We start from the raw sequence: 19,633 nt of genomic DNA, 5'->3' as shown, positions 1-19,633 counted from the left end.
GATTCTATGAAGTCCCCTGGTCACGAACCGGATCCCCGGTTCACGCTCGCGAACGAACGCACCTTCCTGACCTGGCTCAGCACCTCGCTGGCGCTGAGCGCGGGCGGCGTCGCCATGGCGGCGGTCCCCGAGGACGTCTTCGTGCCCTGGATGCGGACGACCCTCGCCGTCGTCCTGGTGTTCCTGTCGGCGGTGTCGGCCGCGATGGCCTACCCGCGCTGGCGCCGCGTGCAGCACGCGCTGCGCAACGCCGCCCCGCTCCCGCCTCCGGCCCTCGCCTCCATCCTGGGGTACGGCGTGGCCGTCGTGGCGGTGCTCGCCCTGATCCTCATCCTGCTGGGCCGCTGACGGTGCCCGCCGCGCCGGAGGCCGGAGCCCGCGCCGGAGGTGACCCGATGGACAACCTGTGGGACGAGGGACTGCAGAACGAGCGCACCCGGCTGGCCTGGATGCGCACCGCCGCCACGCTCGCCGTCGGCGGCCTGGGCGCCGGGGGGATCGTCCTGCGCACCGGCGTCCAGCCGGCCGTCGCGGTCCCCTTCGTCCTGGCCGCCCTCTGCGGGGCGCTGCTGCTGTCCCGCATCGGCGTCCGCTACCGGCGCGTTCAGCGGGCCCTGCACGAGGGCCTGCCCCTCGACGACCGCGCCGATGCCGTCATCGCCTGGCTCGGCACGATGGCCGTCGCCGCCGGCGCGATCGGTTTCGTCCTCACCCGCTAGGACCCGTTTCGCGGGTCATCTGAGCCATGGCGGCAGGCAGGCGATGGTCACGGCCAAGTGGTGATGGCAGGCGAACTTGTCGTGGCGGGTGGTGACGCCTGATGTGATCAGCCGGCGAGTTGGGTGGCGAGGAGTCGCGTATAGGCGCCACGGGTGACGAGGAGTTCGGCGTGCGTGCCGATCTCGGCGACCCGGCCGTCGTCCAGGACGACGATGCGGTCGGCGGTGCGGATGGTGGACAGGCGGTGGGCGATGACCAGGGTGGTGCGGTCGCGGCGGGCCGCGGTCATGGCGGCGACCTCTTGCTCGCTCTCGGCGTCGAGGTTGGAGACGGCCTCATCCATGATCAGGATGGGGGCGTCCTTGAGGAGGGCGCGGGCGATGGCGATGCGCTGGCGCTGGCCGCCGGACAGGCGTGCGCCGAGTTCGCCGGGCAGGGTGTCGTAGCCGTCGGGCAGGCCGGTGATGAACGTGTGGGCGTGGGCGGCGCGGGCGGCGGTCTCCACCTCTTCGTCGGTGGCCTCGGGGCGGCCGAGGCGGATGTTGTCACGCAGCGGGATGTTGAACAGGTAGACGTCCTGGGGGACGAGGGTGATCAGGCGGCGTAGATCGTCCTGGGGGAAGTCACGGATGTCGTGGCCGCCGATGGTGATCGTGCCGGCGGTGACGTCCCACATGCGCATGAGGAGGCTGGCGCAGGTGGATTTGCCCGCTCCGGAGTGGCCGACCAGGGCGACGGTCTCGCCGGGGGCGATGTCGAAGGTGCCGCCGGCGAGCGCTTCGGGCAGGTCGGGGGCGTAGCGGAAACGGACCGCCTCGAAGCGGACGTGCGGCTCGATGGGGCCGGAGGGTGGGGTGGTGACGCGGTCGGTGACCGGGGCGGGGGTGTTCAGGATGGTCATGATGCGGTCCCCGGCGGCGATGACGAGGTTGAGGTCGCGGGCCACGTCGGTGACGGCGATGACCGGGGCGAAGGTGGTGGCGGCCAGGACGACGGCGACGGGGAACAACGCCGGTTGCAGGCCGCCCGCCGAGGTCAGCAGGGCGGCGGTGACGAGCACGGCGAGCATGCCGAGCGTGGTGGCGGCGTTGGTGGCGGCGTGTTCGAGGCCGGAGCGGCGGCCGTGGGCGAGCCTGGCCTCCAGGAGCCGCCGGTTCTGTTCGCCGAGGCGGTCGAGCTGGCGGGCTCCGGCGCCGGAGGTGAGCAGCTCCCGCAGGCCCTGAAGGGTGTCGACGGCTTCGGCGTTGAGCTCGCCGAGTTCGGCGCGCAGTTTCGCGCCTTGGGCGGCGGCCCGTTTGCGCAGCCAGGCGGGTAGGAGGGCGAGCAGGATCAGAGCGGGCGCGAGGGCTGCGGCGAGGGCGGGATGGAAGACGGCCAGGGCACTCAGCGCGGTGACGGGGACGGTGACGGCGCTGATCAGCGGGCTGAGGGTGTGGGCGAACCAGAGCTCCAGCTGCTCGACGTCGGAGATGGCGGCGGCGCCGAGGTCGCCGGAGCGGCGTTGGAGGAGGTAGCCGGGGGCGAGGCGTTCGAAGGCGGCGTAGACGCGGCCGCGGACGTCGGCCAGCACGCGGAAGGCGGCCATGTGCGCGAGGTAGGACTCCAGCCACGGGGTGAGGGCCAGGAAGGGCAGGAGGAGGCCGAGAACGATCAGGCCGCCACGCAGGTCGTCGGGTGCGGCTCCGGTGATGGCGCGGCTGACGACCCACGCGCCGACACCGGCGGAGGCGAGGACGACCAGATGGTGGGCGACGCCGCTGACGATCGCGGTCAGCAGCAGGGGCCGGTGCGGACCGAGCAGGGCCAGGATGGGCCGAAACCGGGACCCGCCGGGACTGCCGGGCGCGACGGCGGTGGCGGCTGTCATCGGGTGGCTCCGTTCTGCGCGGCGACCAGGCGGGCGTAGGCGCCCTGACCGGCCAGGAGCTCACCAGGTGGCCCGGCCTCTTGGATGCGGCCGTCGGCCATGACGACGACCCGGTCGGCGCCTTGGACGGTGGACAGCCGGTGGGCGATCATCAGCGTGGTCCGGCCGCCGGACAGGGTGTCCAGCGCGTGCTGGATGGCGGCCTCGTTGGCGGCGTCCACGGCGGAGGTGGCTTCGTCGAGGACGAGGATGGGGGCGTTCTTGAGCAGGGCGCGGGCGATGGCGATGCGCTGACGTTCGCCGCCGGACAGCTTCAGGCCGCGCTCTCCCACGACGGTGTCGTAGCCGTCGGGCAGGGCGGCGATGAAGTCGTGCGCCTGGGCGGCGCGGGCGGCGGCTTCGAGCTGGTCGGCGGTGGCGTCGGGGCGGGTGAGGGCGAGGTTGCGGCGGACGGTGCCGTGGAAGAGGTAGGTGTCCTGGGACACCACGGCGACCAGGGCGCGCAGCCGGTCGAGGGGCAGGTCGCGGAGGTCGACGCCGTTGACGCTCACACGCCCCGCGTCGGGGTCGAAGAAGCGCAGCAGCAGGGAGGCGACGGTGGTCTTGCCTGCTCCCGAGCGGCCGACGAGGGCGACGCGTTCGCCCGGGGCGATGTCGAGGGTGAAACGGTCGAGGGCGGGGCGGTCGCGGCCGGGGTAGCTGAACAGGACGTCGTCGAAGGTCAGCGAGGGTGGTCCCGTCAGGTCGAGAGGGGTGGTGCCCTGCGCGGGTTCGGGGGTGTCGAGGATCTCGAAGACGGCCTTGAGCGAGGGGACGGCGCTGTGGCTGGAGTGGTAGGCCGCCTCCAGCTCCTTCAGCGGCCGGAAGCTCTCGGCGGTGAGCAGCAGAATGAGCAGCAGTTCGGTGACGATCAGCTCGCCGGCGGCCAGCCGCAGCGCCCCGGTGCCGAGCGCCACGGCGGTGCCCAGGCCGATGATGAACGCCACACCGCCGACGTAGCCGACGACGATGGCCATGAGCCGGATCGAGTCGCGGCAGAACCGCTCGGCCAGGCGGGCCAGCTCGGTGCCGCGGCGGCCACTGGCGTTGAACGCCTTGAGAGTGGCCATGCCCTGCAGCGCGTCCAGGTTCTCGGCGTACAGGCCCTTGTAGCCGCGGAACCAGGCCGCGTTGCGGTCCCGCAGCACGCGGTCCGACACCAGTGGCAGCACCGTCATGAGCAGCGCGCAGGCCAGGACGACGGCGCCGACCAGCGGGTCCAGGACGAACAGATACGCGGTCACCGCGACCGCGCCGAGGACGGCGGCGATCACCTGGGGCAGGAATCTGCTGATGTAGGCGTCGGCGGTCTCGATGCCGTCCACAAGAGCGGTCTGCGCGGAGCCGGTGCGTCCGCGCTGGGCGTGGGCGGGGCCGAGCCGCAGCAGCTTGGCGGTCAGGCGGTGGCGCAGCTCGGCCTTGACGGCGCCCGAGGCGCGCAGCGCGACAGGCTCGCGCACGGCCAGCGCTGCGCTGCGGACGAGCTGCAGGGCGACGACCACGGCGACGAGCCAGGCGATCGAGCCTGCGCCGTGCCCGGCGAAGACGCGGGACAGGGCCTGGGCGACGAGCACGCCCTGGCCGACGTAGGTGGCCGTGATGGACAGCAGTAACAGCACGAGCCCCGCCAGGCGCCACCGGACGGACGGCGACAGGGCCAGCAGCCGGGGGATCACCGCTCCTCCTTGATCCGCTCGAAGACGAGCTGGGTGCGGTGTACGGCGCGCACGCCGTACACCTGACAGATCAGGTCCGGGGTGAGGACCCGGTCGGGTGGTCCGCCGGCCACGATGCGGCCGGCGTTCATCACATAGAGGCGGTCGCAGAAGGCGGCGGCCTGGTTGAGGTCGTGCAGCACGGCCAGGGTGGCGATGCCCAGCTCGCGCACCAAATGCAGGATCTCCAGCTGGTGGCGGATGTCGAGGTGGGAGGTGGGCTCGTCCAGCAGGAGCAGACGGGTCTGCTGGGCCAGGGCGCGGGCGAGGAGGACGCGTTGTTTCTCCCCGCCGGACAGGGTGGCGAAGATCCGTTCGGCGGCGCCGGCCAGGCCGACGCGTTCCAGAGCCCGCGCGCACAGCTCCTCGTCGGCGGCGGCGTCGGCCTTGTACGGGGTGCGGCCCATGAAGACGATCTCGGCCACCGTGAAGTCGAGGTCGGCCGGGGTCTCCTGGGCGACCACGGCGGTGCGCCGGGCGGCCTGGCGGGCGGGCAGCCGGTGCACGTCGTCACCGTCCACGGCGATGAGCCCGGCGGCGGGGCGCAGCGCCCGGTAGATCGAACGGAGCAGGGTGGACTTGCCGCAGCCGTTCGGCCCGACCAGGCCGACGAACTCGCCGTCGTCCACCAGCAGGTCGGCCTCGTGCACGATCGGGTGGCCGTCGAGCGCGACGGACACGCCGCGCAGGTCGAGCTTCACGTGACGCTCACCGCCCGGTCCACGGAGCGGCGGCGCAGCAGCCACAGGAAGAACGGCACGCCGAACAGGGCGGTGACGATGCTGAGCGCCAGTTCCTGCGGCGCGTTGACGGTGCGCGCGGCGATGTCCACGAGCTGCAGGAACACGGCTCCGAGCAGAGCGGCGACGGGCAGCACGCGGCGGTGGTCGGCGCCCACGAGCAGCCGGGCGGCGTGCGGCACGATCAGGCCGACGAACGCGATCGCGCCGCTGGTGGCCACCAGCACGCCGACCAGCAGCGAGGTCAGCACGAACAGGGTCAGGCGGAAGCGGTGCACGTTCACGCCGAGCGAGACGGCCGTCTCCTCTCCGGCGGCGAGCGCGTTCAGTGGGCGGTGCTGCAGCAGCAGGTACGTCACCCCGGCGGCGAGGACGACGGCGGGCAGCGGCAGCATGTGCCAGCGGGCGCCGCCGAGGCTGCCCATCAGCCAGAACAGCACCTGCTGGGCGGCCCGGCCGCTCTGCGCCAGCTGCAGGACGAAGCTGTAGGCGGCCTGGAACAGGTACGCCAGCGCCACCCCGGCCAGCACGAGCCGGGACGGGGACAGGCGGCCGGACCGCTGCGCCAGCACGTACACCAGGGCGAGCGACAGCAGGGATCCGGCGAAGGCCGCGGCCGACAGTGAGAGCCCGCCCAGCACCGAGGCGCCCAGGATCAGCACGAGCACCGCGCCGAACGAGGCGCCGGAGGAGATGCCGAGCAGGAACGGGTCTGCCAGCGGGTTGCGTACCAGGGCCTGCAGCACCGCCCCGACCACCGCCAGCCCGGCCCCGACCAGGAGCGCCAGTAGCGCGCGTGGCAGCCGGAACTCCCACACGATCTGCTCCTGCGCCGGGGTCCAGGTGCGCGGCGCCCCGTCGGTCAGGACGCCGGGGAGGAGGCGGTCGGCGACGATGCCCCAGGCTTGGGGCAGAGCGACGTGCACCGCGCCGATGCTCACCGCCAGCCAGGTCGAGGCGACGACGGCGACGGCGAGCGCGGCGATGAGCAGGAGGAACCCGTTCGCGCGGCGGTTCTTCGGTACGAGCCCGGTCTGTGCCGGGCTCTGCCGGGTTGCGCTGGTCACCGGGTGAACGCGTCGGGGTGCAGGAAGCGGGCGATGTCGGCGATGGCCAGGATGTTGCGGTAGCCGGGGTGCTGGGCCGCCACCGGAAGCGCGAGGTAGCGCTGGTCCTTGGCGGCCGGGCTGTTCCTGGCGATGGCGAAGACCTCGGCGGCCTTGGCCGGCGAGCTCGGCATGTCCTCGCCGCGCAGGGTGGCGTAGTCGCTGATCAGGACGGCCTCGGGTTGGGCCGCGCTGACTTTCTCGGCGCTGACCTCGGTGTAGTCGCCTTTGACGTCGGCCAGCACGTTCGTCCCGCCGGCGGCGGTGATCATCTGGTCGGTGATGCCCGCGCCGCCGTAGGCGTTGACCGGGCCCCTGCCGCCGTCGGCGGCCAGCACCTTGACCGGGGTACGGCCGGCGACGCGCTTCGTGACGTCGGCGAGCCTGCCCCGAAGTTCGCTGATCAGCGCGTCGGCACGGTCGGGGACACCGAAGATCGAGCCGAGGTTGCGCAGGTCGGCGTAGGTGTCGTCGATGGTGAACTCGAGCACCTCCTCGGGGCTGCACCAGCCGCCCAGGATGTACACCGGGGAGCCGGCCGCGTCGAGTTCCTCTACGGTGGCGTAGCCGCCGGCGGCGTCGAAGCCGGCCATCGCGTTGTCCAGGACGAAGTCCGCGCCCTGGGCGAGCATGACCTCCTTCTGCGGCAGCATGATCGTGTCGGAGATCTCCGGGATCTTGACGTACTGCTCCTTTTGCCCCGGCAGGAACGGGCTCTCGGAGAAGTTCGTGCGCCCGGCGATTCGGTCGCCCAGGCCGAGGGCGAGCAGGGTCTCCAGGGCGGGGTGGTAGCCGGTGACCACCTTGGCGGGTGGCTTGTCGAACGTGAGCTTGCGCCCGCAGTTCTCCACCGTGACCGGGAAACCGGCCTGCGGAGCCGCCGCCTGCCCGGCCTCCCGGCCGGTCTCCCGAGCGGCGGGAGCCGATGAGCAGGCGGTCAGCGTCAGAGCCGCCACCAGGACGAGCAGCCTTCTCATGATCGGGGTACCGCCTTCAGCGGCGTGTCGTCGCCAACGGTCGGGGTGATGCGGGGCGGGCGGCTCATGTGGTGAGTCTCCGGAGGTTCAGGGTCGAACGATCAACATGCGTGAAAGCACCACATTCTGCACATAAGTTGCAATTGCCAGCAAGTGGCATTAGGGCGGCGACGGCTGGAGACGAGCCTCGGCCCACTCGGCGCGGGCGGGGCGCTCCTTGGGATTCTCGATGCCGGTCCGCAGATCCTGGCCGGCTCGCGGCGCCGGGACGGCCTCCAGCACGGCGGTGAACCGGGCGCGGTCGTTGATGTCTCCGCCGCCGAGCACAAAGGCCATCGGCGGGCCGCGCCCGTCGATGGCCAGGAGGATCTCAGTGGTCGGTCCGCGCGCGGCGCGGGGATCGAAGGCCCGTGCGCGGGCCGCGCTCAGCGTTCAATGATCCACGGAACAGAACCCGGGAGCCGCCCACCGTGCGGCGCCGTCCGGGTCCCGCCCGCCGTACGGCGCCGCCGGGCGGGGAGGAGGCCGGCCGGGCGGGAGGGCGCCGGCCGGCGGGGAGCGGCGGTCAGGAGCCGCCGAGGGCCACCGTCTCGGCCACCTCGTCGCGGCGCTCGGTCTCCTCGGCGGCGAACCGTTCGGCGTCGAGCCGCTCGGCGATGTCCTCGTCCTGCCTCATGAGCGCGTCCAGGTTCTGGCCCGCCATGTCCAGGACCCCCATGTCGGCGTAGGCCTGCTGCAGGCGCGGGCTCCACAGGCCGATGTCCTTGACGCAGGGGACGATGCGGCTGAACAGCAGGGAGCGGAACAGCCTCATGTACTCCGACTGGTCGACGGCCTCCATGGCCTGGGCGACCTCGGCCTTGTTCAGGCCGATGGTCTCCCACGTCTCCCGGCCGCGCAGCCGGTCGCGCATGAGGTAGCAGCCCTCGATGACGAAGTCCTCGCGCTCGCGCAGCTCGGTCTCGCTGAGCTGGCGGTAGTAGTCGCGCAGCGCCATCCGGCCGAAGGCCACGTGCCGGGCCTCGTCCTGCATCACGTAGGCGAGGATCTGCTTGGGCAGCGGCTTGGTGGTGATGTCGCGCATCACCCCGAAGGCCGCCAGCGCCAGGCCCTCGATGAGCACCTGCATGCCGAGGTAGGGCATGTCCCAGCGCGAGTCGCTCAGCGTGCTGTCCAGCAGCGCCTTCAGGTGGGGGTTGATGGGGTAGGCGTGCCCGACCTTCTCCTGCAGGAAGCGGGCGTAGGTCTCGGCGTGCCGGGCCTCGTCCATGGTCTGGGTGGCGGCGTAGAACTTGGAGTCGAGGTCGGGGACCGACTCCACGATCCGCGCCGAGCAGATCATCGCGCCCTGCTCGCCGTGCAGGAACTGGGAGAACTGCCAGGAGGCGTTGTGCAGGCGGACGTCCTTGCGCTGCTTCTCGTCCATCCTGTCCCACAGCGGTGTGCCGTAGATGGCGATGGTGTTGTCGGGGACGCCGAGTACGTCGTACGGATCGACCTCAAGGTCCCAGTCGATGCGCTTGACGGAGTCCCACTGCTTGTCCTTGCCCTTCTGGTAGAGGGCGAGCATGCGGTCCCGGCCCTCGTCGTACTCCCACGTGAAGCGGGCGGCTCCGGCCGCCTCGACGTCCCACGTGGAAAGCTCGGCGGGGATCGCGTACAGGTCGTGCGTCGACATCTGGCCTCCAGGGACGTACACCGTACGTACACTGCGAGACTGGCACCCGTGCCGCGCGCGCGTCAAGAGACGGACGCGCGTGCCAGGAGACGGACGCGCGCCAGGAGAGGAGACAATGACGCCATGCCCGCCGAGCCGCTGTCCCGCCCGCGCATCGTCGCCGCCGCCATCGACCTGATCGAGCGCGAGGGCGCCGACGCCGTGTCCATGCGCAGGATCGCCGCGGACCTGGGCGTGGGCGTCATGTCGCTCTACAACCACGTGCCCAGCAAGTCGGCCCTGCTGGACGGGGTGGCCGAGGCCGTGCTCTCGCAGATCGAGTTCACCGACGACCCCGACGCCGAGTGGACCGACCGGGTGCGGATGCAGGCGCGGGCGTTCCGGCAGATCGCCCACCACTACCCGCGCTGCACCATGGTGGTGGTCAGCCGCCAGCTGAGCTCGACCGCCGGGCTGCTGCCGGTGGAGCGGGCTCTGTCCACGCTGCGCGACGCCGGGTTCGGCGGGCGGGAGGCCGTGCGCGTCCTGCGGGTGTTCATCGCCTACATCGTGGGCTCGCTGCTGCGCGAGGTCGGCGTGACCCCGACGTTCGCCCCGGTCCACCGCCCCGACATCGCGGTGGCCGACGCCGATCCGCTGCTGTTCCCACAGGTCAGCGGATTGGCCGGGCCGCTGGCCGACTGCGACCACGAGGCGGAGTTCGAGTTCGGCCTGGAGATGCTCATCCAGGCCATCGCCGTGCAGCTGAAGCCGTACGGCTGACGGGGTGACGCCCGGGGCCTCGTGAGCCCCGGGCGCCGGTGGCCCGGCTCCGGTGTCCGTACGATCCCGCCGGTCCGGGTGGTTCCGGCGGTCCGTACGGTCCCGGTGGTCCGGACGGCTCCGGCGGTTCGGGTGGGTCCGCCGGGCCGGACGGTCCTTTCTGCGGTCTTCCGGTCCGCCGCCGGCGGGAGTGCTCCCTTCCCCTGGGCACTCCGCGCCGCGCGTCAGTACCAGTTGCTCGCCTGGAAGTGACCCCACGCGCCGCACGGTGTCCCGTAACGGCTCTTGATGTAGTGCAGCCCCCAGTGGATCTGGGTGGCGGGGTTCGACCGCCAGTCCCCGCCGCTGCCGCTCATCTTCGAGCCCGGCAGGGCCTGGGGAATGCCGTAGGCGCCCGAGGAGGGGTTGTGGGCCTGGTGGTTCCAGCCGCTCTCCCGGGTCCACAGGCTGTCGAGACATCGGAACTGGTCGTAGGACCACGCGCGCCGGGCCAGCAGGCGGAAGGCGATCGCCCTGTTCCTGCTGCTGGCGGTCCTCGCGGCGACCCTGACGGGCTTGGCCCGGGTGAACCAGGTGCCGCGGTGCATCATCGCCCCGGCCTGCTTCCGCAGGACGGGTTCCGCGAGCTCCTCGGCCCACCCGATAGCCGCCGGGCCCACCATGGTGGAGGTGGCGAGCATGGTCACAACTGCGTTACGCAGAACGCGATAACTGTCCACATCAGTCCTTCTTCGCCGGCCGCGTGCGGGAGGCGGCGGGGGAGACGGTGCTCCCCCGCCGCTCGACGTTCCGGCACCCGTGGCTCGGATGCGGAGGCCCGCGCGGTCTCGCCGGCCCGATTCCGGCATGAGGCCCGCGGCGATCTCTCTACGGCGCTTTCTAGTACGCGCGGAGAGCGCCGGTCGCCGACTGCGGCGCGCGGAGGAAGGATGTTTGCGGGTTCTTGTCGGTACCCGGGCGGTTCGGCGACGGCTTTCTTGCCGGCCGCCGTTCCGCTATGCGGGGGGAAGAGATGAAGATCAGCCCGGGATGGGGTTTGGATCAATACCAACCGTGGGAGCGGAAGTGCGTCCATGCTCCGCACGGCGTGCCATAGCGCTGCTTGATGTACGAAAGACCCCATTTGATCTGGGTCCTGGGGTTGGTTCGCCAGTCGCGCCCGGCGCTGGCCATCTTCCCTCCGGGTAGGGCCTGGGGGATTCCGTAGGCGCCGGAGTAGCGGTTGCTGGCCCGGTGGTTCCAGCCGCTCTCCCTCGCCCAGAGCAGGCTCAGGCAGCCGAACTGCGCCCTGCTCCATCCCCGTGCCGCGACCATGGACGCGCCGATGGCCTTGTTGGCCTGCGCCGAGGCGCGGGTGGCCGAGGCGAGGGCGGGGGAGGACTGGGTGGCGACCCCGGCGCTGAGGGCCAGCGCCGAGGAGGCCAGCAGGACACCGGTACGGCGGAGCGTCGGCATAGGCATATCCCTTTCGTCTGGTTCGTCTGGCTGGGGGACGTCGACACGATGCCGCAGCGCCCCCGTGACTGGCCAAGCCGACAGGGAAAGTCAAGATCCATGTCAAAGATCCGTTAGAGTTCGATCAAGATATCGGCGAGGGGCTGAGCGCACCGCCTATGAGCTGTGTCACATTTCCCAAGGCGGGCGTCATAACTCTTGAATGTGACAGCGGGAATAAGCTGCAGATCATGAGAATTCGTGATATTTCCGTACGCACGCTCGATGACGCCCCCACCACGCTCGGTGAGCTGACCGGTGACGGGCCCGTGCTCGTCGTGAACGTGGCCTCCCGGTGCGGGCTCACCCCCCAGTACGCCGGCCTCGTCGAGCTCCAGCGCGCCTACCGCGAGCGGGGCCTGACCGTCGTCGGGGTGCCGTGCAACCAGTTCATGGGCCAGGAGCCCGGCGGGCCGGAGGAGATCCGGGAGTTCTGCTCGGCCACCTACGGCGTGGACTTCCCGCTGCTGGCCAAGACCGACGTCAACGGCGAGGATCGGCACCCGCTCTACGCCGCGCTGACCACGGCCGTCGACGCCGACGGCGAGGCCGGGGACGTGCAGTGGAACTTCGAGAAGTTCCTGGTCTCCAGGGAGGGGGAGGTGCTGGCGAGGTTCCGGCCCCGCGTCGAGCCCGGCGACCCCGCCGTCATCGCGGCGATCGAGAAGTCCCTCTAGGGGCGCAGCTGCCCCGCACGACCAGCTCGGTCGGCAGCAGCACGCCGCGGGGGCGCCGGGCGCCCCCGCGCAGCACCAGCTCGGCCGCCCGGTACCCGATGTCCTGGGCCGGCTGGGCGATCACGGTCAGCGGGGGAGCGCACAGCTCGGCCCAGGGGACGTCGTCGAACATGATCAACGACAGGTCCCTGGGCACCCGCAGGTCCAGCTCCCGGGCGGCGAGCACGGCCGCCTCGCCCAGCAGGTTGCCCCCGGCGAGCACGGCGGTGAGGTCGGGGCGGTGCTGGAGAAGCCCGGCCGCGGCGGCGTAGGCGGAGTCGCGGCTGCCGCGGGCGAAGACGAGGAGCTCCTCGTCCACCAGGGGGCCGAGCGCCTCGCGGAAGGCCGCCACGCGCTGCTCCTGCCCCGGCCCGCCCAGGTAGGCGATGCGGCGGTGGCCCAGCCCCGTCAGGTAGTCCACCGCGGTCCGCACGCCCGCCCGGTCGTCGGCCAGGACGGCGGGCACGTCGCCGCGCCCGGCCGGCACCCGGTGCGCGAACACCGCCGTCAGCCCGGTGCGCAGGGTGGGTTCCCAGATCTCCCCGCTCCCGGAGGGGATGGCGATCATCCGGTCCACGCCCTGCTCCAGCAGCATGCCGACCATCTCGGCCTCGCGCTCGGGGTCGTCGCCGGTGGTGCCCAGGATCACCGGCTCGCCGGCCGAGCGGGCGCAGGCCAGCACGCCGTCGGCCAGGCGGCCGTAGAAGCTGTCGGTGACGTCGGGCACCAGCAGGCCGATCCCGCCGGAGCGCCGCTGGCGCAGGTTGCGGCCGAGCGCGCTGGGCCGGTAGTCGAGCTGGGTCGCGACCGTCAGCACCCGCTCCCTGGTCTCCGGGCTGGCCGAGCCGCCGGACAGGACCCGCGACACGGTGGCCACCCCGACCCCCGCCGCCTCGGCGACGTCCTTGATGGTCGTACGACGCATGCTCATGGAAACGATTCCATCATGTTTTCCGTATTCGATCCAGTGCGGAGCGGCGTCTTCGGGGTGCCGGACAAGCTGAAATCGGGACAAACCCTTGACAGGGATTCCCGGTTCCGATGAGATGCATGAAAACGTATCCACATCGGGTGAACGCGGGGTTGGCCCGAGGCGCGAAGGACTGTGATGGCATCCATCGTTCTCAGGAACGTCGACAAGATCTACGCGGGTGGCGTGAAGGCCGTGAACAGCCTCAACCTTGAGATCAAGGACGGCGAGTTCATGGTGCTGGTCGGCCCCTCCGGCTGCGGCAAGTCCACCGCGCTTCGCATGATCGCCGGACTCGAGGACATCAGCGGCGGCGAGATCATCATCGGCGACCGGGTGGTCAACCACCTGCCGCCGAAGGACCGCGACATCGCCATGGTCTTCCAGAACTACGCGCTCTACCCGCACATGACCGTCGAGGAGAACCTCGCCTTCGGTCTGAAGCTCCGCAAGATGCCCAAGGCGGAGATCTCCAAGCGGGTCAACGAGGCCGCCAAGATGCTCGGCCTGGAGCAGTACCTCAAGCGCAAGCCGGCCGCCCTGTCCGGCGGTCAGCGCCAGCGTGTCGCGATGGGCCGCGCCATCGTGCGCGAGCCGCAGGCCTTCCTCATGGACGAGCCGCTGTCCAACCTGGACGCCAAGCTCCGCGTCTCCATGCGCGCCTCCCTCAACACCCTGCACGAGCGGCTCGGCGTGACCACCGTCTACGTCACCCACGACCAGGTCGAGGCCATGACCCTCGGCGACCGCGTCTGCGTCCTGCGCGACGGCCTGCTCCAGCAGGTCGACACCCCGCAGAACCTCTTCGACAACCCGGTCAACCTGTTCGTCGCGGGCTTCATGGGCTCCCCGTCGATGAACTTCGTCAACGCCGAGCTGGTGCGCGGCGACGGCGGAGCCTCGGTCGCCTTCGCCGGCTTCAACCTCCCGGTGCCGCAGGAGACCTTCACCGAGAAGCCGGGTCTGGACCAGTACATCGGCAAGACGCTCATCCTGGGCATCCGCCCCTCCGACTTCGACGACGCCGTCATCGCCAACGGCCATGCCGGCGGCTGGGCCCGGCTGCCGGTCCGCGCCGAGGTCACCGAGGAACTGGGCTCGGAGATCAACGTGCTGTTCCTCATCGACGCCCCGCCGGTCCAGCACCAGGACACCGTCGCCGCCGCCGACGCGGGCGAGGACGAGGAGGCGGCGCTGCCGCTGGTGGGCGACAAGTCGCTGTGGACCGCCCGGGTCAACTCCCGCAGCCACGTCCGCCCCGGCCAGAACATCGAGCTGGTCGTCGACACCCACAACCTGCACTTCTTCGACCCGTCCTCCGGCCTGGCGATCGGGCACCCGGCCAACGCCCGCGTCTGACCGCCCCCGGCGGGTCACTCCCGTCCATCCCCGGTGAACCGAAAGGGCCCGTGCCACGACCCCCTCCCGTGGCACGGGCCCTTCCGTGTCCGCCGGCCGGCTCCGGGCCGGAGCCGGGGTAACGAGCCGAAGCCGGGGTCACGGAGCCGGTCTGCGGCGGCCCCGTGACCCCGGGGAACAGGACCTAGCGGCGCCCGAGGCGGCGGGAGACCTGGCCGGTCAGGCCACGGGGGATCAGCCTGCCGACCCCGACGATCACCTTGTAACGGATGTCGGGCACGCTCACCCGCGCCCCCAGGGCCAGGTCGCGCATGGCCGCGGCCACCACCTTGTCCGCCGACAGCCACAGGAAGCCGGGGATGCCGGAGGTGTCCATCGAGGCGCGGTCGTGGAACTCGGTGCGCACGAACCCCGGGCACAGCGCCATCACCCGCACCCGGGTTCCGGTCAGCTCGGCGGCGGTGGACTCGCTGAAGTTCACCACCCACGCCTTGGAGGCGCTGTAGGTGCCGCGGGTGAAGAACGCCGCCACCGACGCCACGTTGACCACCGCGCCGCGGTCGCGCTCGCGCATCCCCGGCAGCGCCGCCAGTGTCAGCCGCAGCACCGCCTCGCAGTGCACCTTCAGCATCCGCACCTCGTCGGCCACCGGCACGTCGAGGAAGGAGCCGGGGTGGCCGAAGCCGGCGTTGTTGACGAGCAGGTCCACCCCCTCGCGCAGCCGTTCCTCGACCTTCGCGATGCCCTCGTCGAGGGCGAGGTCGGCGGGCAGCGCCTCGGTCTTGACGCCGTAGCGGCGGTGGAGGGTCTCGGCGGAGGAGCGCAGACGCTCCTCGTCGCGGGCGACCAGGACGAGTGAGAAGCCGTCGGCGGCCAGGCGGCGGGCGAACGCGGCGCCGATGCCGGCCGTCGCGCCAGTGATCAGTGCGGTGGGCATGCACGCAGTCTAGAGATCACGCCGCCGCGCGTCCCGTCCCGCCGGAGCGCGCCGTCTCCCCGGAGCCGGCGGGTGGTCCCGCCGACCGTCAAATAACGGAGAACAACCGCCGATCGTTCGGCAAGCGCCGCGGGCCGCGCCGTTCGTGTGATGTCTGGGCGAATATAACGGGTTGCGGGGACATGTCGCTCGTGTTCCGACGGTGGAACCGGGGCCTGGATCGACGATACGGGGGAATTCGGAATGACCAGAAGACACGCCGTGCCAATTCTGCTGGCGGCCGCCCTCGCGGGCGCGCCCGTCTTAGGGACCGCCGGCGCGGTGGCCGCCGCCTCGGCGGCGCAGCCGCCCAGCCATGAGATGCAGCCTTACCCGCCGCGTCCTTTCGGGCCGGGGGACTTCTTCGACGACCTGGCGGACGCGGCGCTGCTGGAAGCGCTGGCGAACGCCAACGAAAGGGACCCGGACGCGGAGGACGCGGACGAGGACGAGGACGAGAACCCGTTGAACCTGCTGGTCAGGCCGACGGAGGCCGCGGACGACGTCCCGCCGGGAGACGAATTCGATCCCACCCGCGGACTCGGCGGCGGCGACGGCGACGGCGACGACGATGACGATGACGACGACTGCGGCGGGGGCTGCGGGGGCGGCGGGTGCGGCCCGGGATGCGAGGCGCGGAAACAGGTGAGCAACCAGGCCGCGGAACTGCCGTTCACCGGGGCGCCCGTGGGGCTCATCGCCGCCGCGGGCGGCGGCCTGCTGGCCGTGGGAGCGACGGGCATCCTGCTCTCCGTGAGGCGTCGCCGATCCTCCGATGCCGGATAGGAGACATCGCCGGACAGCAGTGATGAGCCTGCTGGCTCTCACCGCCGTCACCGTGCCCGCCGGGGGCTGGGCTGCTCATCTCGGCCTGGGCGCCCGGGACCATCTGGAGGCGACGAGGAACGCGCTTCTCCGGTTGCGCACGGTGGCGGCCTCGGGCGACCTGGAGCTGACGGCCGGGCCGCTGCGGGAGGCCCGATGGCACGCCGCCGAGGCGGGCAGGCTCACCGGCGGCCCGGACTGGTCGCTGATCGCGCACGCCCCGATGGTGGGGGGGATCGCGACGACCGTGCGGGGACTGGCCGAGAGCGCGGTGGAACTGACCGACGTCCTGGCGGACGTGCGGCAGGCGGGCGCCGCGGTCCTCACGGCCCGGACCCGCACGGGTGACACGGGACGCCTGCTGACGGCGCTCGACGGGGCGGCGCCGGTCCTGGACGACTCGGCCACCCGGCTCGGGCGGGCGGGCGCCCGCCTGGCGGCGACCCCGGCCGGCACCGGAGTCGACGAACTGGACCGGGCGCGGAGCACCGCCCTGCGGGAGATCGACCGGCTGCGTGACGGCCTCGGCGACGCGGCGACGGCGGCCGCCCTGCTGCCCCCGCTGCTGGGCGGCCACGGCCCGCGGCGTTACTTCCTGGCATTTCAGACCAACGCCGAGGCGCGGGGCACCGGAGGCATGGTCGGCGCGTTCGGGATCCTGACGGCCGACGCGGGCGAGATCCGCGTCGGCCGGTTCTCCGCCCAGACGGGAACCATCGCGAGCCCCGTCCCCGTCGTCGACCACGGAGCGCGGTTCCGGGAGCACTACGGGCCGTACGCGACGAGGCTGCTGTCCGTCTCCAACCTCTCCCCCCACTTCCCCTACGCCGCGGCCGCCTGGACCGGCCTGTGGGAACGGCGGCATCACCTGCGGCTGGACGGCGCCATCGCGACCGACCCGGTCGGCCTGTCCTACCTGCTGGAACTCATCGGCCCGGTCACCCTGCCCGGCGGCGAGGCGGTGACCGCCGCCAACGTCGTCGACCTCACCGAGCGGCAGGCCTACGCCCGCTACCCCGACCCCGCGGAGCGCAAGCGGTTCCTCATCGGGATCGCCGCCGCCGTCAGCCGGAGACTGCCCACCGCGTTCACCGACCCGGTGAGACTGCTGCCGGTCATGACCCGGATGGTGCGGGAGCGGAGGGTCCAGGTGTGGAGCCGCCGGGACGACGAGCAGCGGCTCCTGGCCGCGACGCCGGTCGGCGGCGTGCTGCCGCGGCGGCCGGGGCCCTTCGCCGGGCTGGTGGTCAACAACTCGGCCGGCGGCAAGCTCGACTACTACCTGAAGCGCTCCGTCGGCTACGAGCTGGGACGGTGTCTGGGCGGGATCGGGCTGCGCCTCAGCGAGGTGCGGATCCGGCTCACCAACGACGTGCCGAGGGGAGAGCTGCCCTCCTACGTCACCAACCGCCTGGACTCCACGCGGGACCGGCACGCCCCCGGGGCCAACCTGTCATGGGTGTCGCTCTACGCGGCGGTCGGCACGAAGGTCAGGGCGGTGTGGCTCGACGGCGAGCGCGTACCGGTCACCCGGAACGAGGAGCGGTCCCACCCGGTCTACTCCACCCTGGTGGAGTTCGCCCCCCGGCAGACGAGGACGCTGGAGTTCGAGCTGGCCGAACCCGTCTCCGCCGAGCCTCCCGTGGTCCCGGTGCAGCCGCTGGTCCATCCGCAGCGCACCCGGATCACCGAGGACCGGCGAGGCTGCGCCTCATGACGGCGGAAGGACGTACGAGCGGTGACGATGTCGCGGGGCGACGCCGGGTTTCACATCCTGTTCGTGTGCACGGGCAACATCTGCCGCTCCCCGGTGGCGGAACGGCTGGCCAGGTCGGTCCTGGGGCCCGCCTCACCGGTCCGGGTGAGCAGCGCGGGAACCCACGCCGTGCCGGGGGGCCGGATGGCCGAACGCGCGCGGGAGTCGCTGGTCCGGCTCGGAGGTGATCCCGGCGGCTTCGCCTCCCGGCCGCTCACCCCCGAGCTGGTGGCCGCCGCCGATCTCGTGCTGACGGCCGCCTCCGAGCACCGCGCCCGCGCGGTGCAGCTGCTGCCCGCGGCCACCACGCGGGCCTTCACCATCGCCGAGTTCGGCGCCCTGTCCCGGGCCGTGCCGCCCGAGACGGTCCTCCGCCACCGGGACCTCGTACGGCGGGCGCACACACTGGTCGCCGAGGCGCGGGCCCTGCGCGGCCTGGTCCCGGTGGAGCGGCCCGACATCCCCGACCCCCACGGCGGCTCCCGGCGGGCCCACAGGACGGCGAGCCGGAGGATCGCCGAGGCGCTCGCCGTCCCGCTCCGGTTGCTCACACACCCACGGGAGTCTTGACCTCGGTGTTCGCCCCGGGTTCGTAGCCGTAACCGTAGCCGTAGCCGTGGTAGTTGCTCCTCCTGACCGGGACGAAGTTCAGGACGGCCCCCACCAGGCGGGCGTTGATCGACGACAGCAGTTCCACGGCGCGGACGAGGTGCTCCCGCCGGGTCCTGCCGTACCGCGCGATGAGCAGCGCGCCGTCACAGATCGCCGCGAGCGCCGCGGCGTCGGTCACGGGCAGCAGCGGCGGCGCGTCGATGATCACCATGTCGTGGCTCTCCATGAGCTGGCCGAGCAGCGTGCGCATCGCCTGCGAGGCGAGCAGCTCGCTCGGGTTGGGCGGGATCTGACCGCTCGGCAGGACCGACAGGCCCGGCTCCCCCCAGGTCTGGACGACGTCCCGCAGCGCCATCTTCCCGATCAGCACGTCCGTGAGGCCGACCGCGCCCTCGATGCCGAGGTAGTGCGGGATGCGCGGGCGGCGCAGGTCGCCGTCCACCAGGATCACCCGCCAGCCGGCCTGCGCGAGTGTGATCGACAGGTTGGTGGCGATCGAGGACTTCCCCTCGCCCGGCAGGCAGCTGGTGACCACCAGTGACCGGGGCTGCCGGTCGACGCCGATGAACTGCAGGTTGGTGCGCAACGAGCGGAACGCCTCGGCCCTGGACGAGCGGCCTCGTTCGCGGACGATGAGAGGCTGGCGCCGCGCGGTCCGCTCGTAGCCGATGGTCCCGAGGATCGAGCTCTTCGACGCCAGCCGCAGCACCTCGTGTGTCTTGACGGTCGTGTCCAGGCGGTCACGCAGGATGATCGAGCCGACGGAGAGGAACAGCGCGGCCACCAGGGCGAGCGCCAGATTGACCAGCGGCCTGGGGCTGACCGGCTCCGTGGGGACGTCCGCCGGGTCCACCATGGTCACCCTGACGACGGGACGCCCGGGGGAGATCGGCCGCTCGATCTCGCTGATCAGCTTGGGGAAGCCGGTTCCCAGGGCGTTGGCCAGCCGCGCGGCGCGCGCGGGATCGGTGTCGGCGACCGTGGCCCGGATGAGCACCGTGGCGGGGATGGACTCCGCGGTGATGTTCTCCTGGAGGCGCCGGACGTCACCGCCTTCGGCGATCCTGCCGAGCATGCGGCGGCTGGTCAGCAGCCGGGCGTACGACTGCACCCGCTGCTGGGACAGCATCCCCGCCTGGTAGGCGGTGGAGAGACTGCCCTCCCGGTCCTCGCTGTAGACCATCATGGAGATCGTCGCCGTGTACTTGGGCGGGGTGTTCGCGGTCACGGCGAGCGCCGCGGGGACCGCGATGACCAGTGCCAGCAGGATGGGCAGCCAGTTCCTGCGTGCGAGCCGTACGTAGTAGAGCAGTTCCACCGG

At 72.0% G+C, this 19,633-nt stretch carries 20 protein-coding genes; 8 read left to right on the top strand and 12 right to left on the bottom strand.

Features of this window, described 5'->3' with window-relative positions:
• The first annotated feature begins 6 nt into the window (after positions 1 to 6).
• Together ACQP10_RS26360 and ACQP10_RS26355 are read left to right on the top strand one after the other, a co-directional pair.
• Entirely contained in the window at positions 7 to 348 is a 342-nt protein-coding gene (locus ACQP10_RS26360) for a YidH family protein (RefSeq protein ID WP_346022878.1), read from the top strand.
• A gap of 47 nt (positions 349 to 395) precedes the next feature.
• Entirely contained in the window at positions 396 to 719 is a 324-nt protein-coding gene (locus ACQP10_RS26355; RefSeq protein ID WP_389996737.1) for a DUF202 domain-containing protein, read from the top strand.
• A 107-nt stretch (positions 720 to 826) separates the two neighbouring features.
• On the opposite strand, the gene cydC is transcribed toward ACQP10_RS26355, so the two are convergent.
• The 7 genes from cydC to ACQP10_RS26320 all read right to left on the bottom strand — a co-directional run bounded on the left by cydC (position 827) and on the right by ACQP10_RS26320 (position 8,842).
• Positions 827 to 2,587 carry a thiol reductant ABC exporter subunit CydC gene (gene cydC / locus ACQP10_RS26350; RefSeq protein WP_433539922.1) on the bottom strand — a complete coding sequence of 587 codons (1,761 nt, stop codon included), beginning with the start codon at positions 2,585 to 2,587 and terminating at the stop codon, positions 827 to 829.
• Positions 2,584 to 4,302: an ABC transporter ATP-binding protein gene (locus tag ACQP10_RS26345; RefSeq protein WP_433539921.1), complete on the bottom strand. Its 1,719-nt coding sequence runs from the start codon at positions 4,300 to 4,302 to the stop codon at positions 2,584 to 2,586. Before ACQP10_RS26345 ends, cydC begins: the two co-directional genes overlap by 4 nt.
• The gene (locus ACQP10_RS26340) at positions 4,299 to 5,042 is read right to left on the bottom strand and encodes an ABC transporter ATP-binding protein (protein WP_346022874.1); all 744 of its coding nucleotides are present in this window, start codon (positions 5,040 to 5,042) and stop codon (positions 4,299 to 4,301) included. The genes ACQP10_RS26345 and ACQP10_RS26340 overlap by 4 nt, the downstream gene beginning before the upstream one ends.
• A complete protein-coding gene (locus tag ACQP10_RS26335) occupies positions 5,039 to 6,148 on the bottom strand; it encodes a FecCD family ABC transporter permease (protein ID WP_399499294.1) in 1,110 nt (369 codons plus the stop codon). The genes ACQP10_RS26340 and ACQP10_RS26335 overlap by 4 nt, the downstream gene beginning before the upstream one ends.
• Positions 6,145 to 7,164: an ABC transporter substrate-binding protein gene (locus tag ACQP10_RS26330; RefSeq protein ID WP_433539920.1), complete on the bottom strand. Its 1,020-nt coding sequence runs from the start codon at positions 7,162 to 7,164 to the stop codon at positions 6,145 to 6,147. The genes ACQP10_RS26335 and ACQP10_RS26330 overlap by 4 nt, the downstream gene beginning before the upstream one ends.
• A 159-nt stretch (positions 7,165 to 7,323) precedes the next feature.
• Positions 7,324 to 7,500 carry a hypothetical protein gene (locus ACQP10_RS26325; protein WP_399499293.1) on the bottom strand — a complete coding sequence of 59 codons (177 nt, stop codon included), beginning with the start codon at positions 7,498 to 7,500 and terminating at the stop codon, positions 7,324 to 7,326.
• Positions 7,501 to 7,729: 229 nt separating this feature from the next.
• A complete protein-coding gene (locus tag ACQP10_RS26320; protein WP_179827220.1) occupies positions 7,730 to 8,842 on the bottom strand; it encodes a ferritin-like domain-containing protein in 1,113 nt (370 codons plus the stop codon).
• Positions 8,843 to 8,965: 123 nt separating this feature from the next.
• Here ACQP10_RS26320 and ACQP10_RS26315 point away from each other — a divergent pair, with 123 nt between their 5' ends.
• Positions 8,966 to 9,604, top strand: coding sequence for a TetR/AcrR family transcriptional regulator C-terminal domain-containing protein (locus tag ACQP10_RS26315; protein ID WP_389996718.1), 639 nt, complete (start codon positions 8,966 to 8,968; stop codon positions 9,602 to 9,604).
• Positions 9,605 to 9,828: 224 nt separating this feature from the next.
• On the opposite strand, the gene ACQP10_RS26310 is transcribed toward ACQP10_RS26315, so the two are convergent.
• Entirely contained in the window at positions 9,829 to 10,323 is a 495-nt protein-coding gene (locus tag ACQP10_RS26310; protein ID WP_346022869.1) for a lytic transglycosylase domain-containing protein, read from the bottom strand.
• 322 nt (positions 10,324 to 10,645) lie between these two features.
• Entirely contained in the window at positions 10,646 to 11,059 is a 414-nt protein-coding gene (locus ACQP10_RS26305) for a transglycosylase SLT domain-containing protein (RefSeq protein ID WP_386148420.1), read from the bottom strand.
• A 230-nt stretch (positions 11,060 to 11,289) separates the two neighbouring features.
• Between ACQP10_RS26305 and ACQP10_RS26300 the strand changes: the two genes are divergently transcribed.
• A complete protein-coding gene (locus ACQP10_RS26300) occupies positions 11,290 to 11,775 on the top strand; it encodes a glutathione peroxidase (RefSeq protein ID WP_399499292.1) in 486 nt (161 codons plus the stop codon).
• On the opposite strand, the gene ACQP10_RS26295 is transcribed toward ACQP10_RS26300, so the two are convergent.
• The gene (locus ACQP10_RS26295) at positions 11,747 to 12,745 is read right to left on the bottom strand and encodes a LacI family DNA-binding transcriptional regulator (protein ID WP_399499291.1); all 999 of its coding nucleotides are present in this window, start codon (positions 12,743 to 12,745) and stop codon (positions 11,747 to 11,749) included. The genes ACQP10_RS26300 and ACQP10_RS26295 overlap by 29 nt on opposite strands.
• A 177-nt stretch (positions 12,746 to 12,922) precedes the next feature.
• On the opposite strand from ACQP10_RS26295, the gene ACQP10_RS26290 reads away from it, so the two are divergent.
• Positions 12,923 to 14,143 carry an ABC transporter ATP-binding protein gene (locus tag ACQP10_RS26290; protein WP_346022866.1) on the top strand — a complete coding sequence of 407 codons (1,221 nt, stop codon included), beginning with the start codon at positions 12,923 to 12,925 and terminating at the stop codon, positions 14,141 to 14,143.
• A 184-nt stretch (positions 14,144 to 14,327) separates the two neighbouring features.
• On the opposite strand, the gene ACQP10_RS26285 is transcribed toward ACQP10_RS26290, so the two are convergent.
• Positions 14,328 to 15,080 carry an SDR family NAD(P)-dependent oxidoreductase gene (locus ACQP10_RS26285; RefSeq protein ID WP_346022865.1) on the bottom strand — a complete coding sequence of 251 codons (753 nt, stop codon included), beginning with the start codon at positions 15,078 to 15,080 and terminating at the stop codon, positions 14,328 to 14,330.
• 261 nt (positions 15,081 to 15,341) lie between these two features.
• Between ACQP10_RS26285 and ACQP10_RS26280 the strand changes: the two genes are divergently transcribed.
• The 3 genes from ACQP10_RS26280 to ACQP10_RS26270 are packed head-to-tail and all read left to right on the top strand — an operon-like array spanning position 15,342 to position 18,270.
• Positions 15,342 to 15,905 carry a hypothetical protein gene (locus ACQP10_RS26280; protein ID WP_399499290.1) on the top strand — a complete coding sequence of 188 codons (564 nt, stop codon included), beginning with the start codon at positions 15,342 to 15,344 and terminating at the stop codon, positions 15,903 to 15,905.
• Positions 15,906 to 15,927: 22 nt separating this feature from the next.
• The gene (locus tag ACQP10_RS26275; protein WP_399499289.1) at positions 15,928 to 17,661 is read left to right on the top strand and encodes a DUF4012 domain-containing protein; all 1,734 of its coding nucleotides are present in this window, start codon (positions 15,928 to 15,930) and stop codon (positions 17,659 to 17,661) included.
• Positions 17,662 to 17,688: 27 nt separating this feature from the next.
• Positions 17,689 to 18,270, top strand: coding sequence for a hypothetical protein (locus tag ACQP10_RS26270; RefSeq protein ID WP_433541944.1), 582 nt, complete (start codon positions 17,689 to 17,691; stop codon positions 18,268 to 18,270).
• Here ACQP10_RS26270 and ACQP10_RS26265 read toward each other — a convergent pair.
• Positions 18,248 to 19,630, bottom strand: a complete 1,383-nt coding sequence (locus tag ACQP10_RS26265) for a polysaccharide biosynthesis tyrosine autokinase (RefSeq protein ID WP_433539919.1) — start codon at positions 19,628 to 19,630, stop codon at positions 18,248 to 18,250. The genes ACQP10_RS26270 and ACQP10_RS26265 overlap by 23 nt on opposite strands.
• Positions 19,631 to 19,633 lie beyond the last annotated feature (3 nt).

Origin of the sequence: Streptosporangium sandarakinum (genome assembly GCF_050942225.1) — a bacterium.
Lineage (GTDB): Bacteria > Actinomycetota > Actinomycetes > Streptosporangiales > Streptosporangiaceae > Streptosporangium > Streptosporangium nondiastaticum.
Note: the sequence above shows the minus strand (reverse complement) of the source record. Positions and strands in the feature narration are given on the sequence as shown.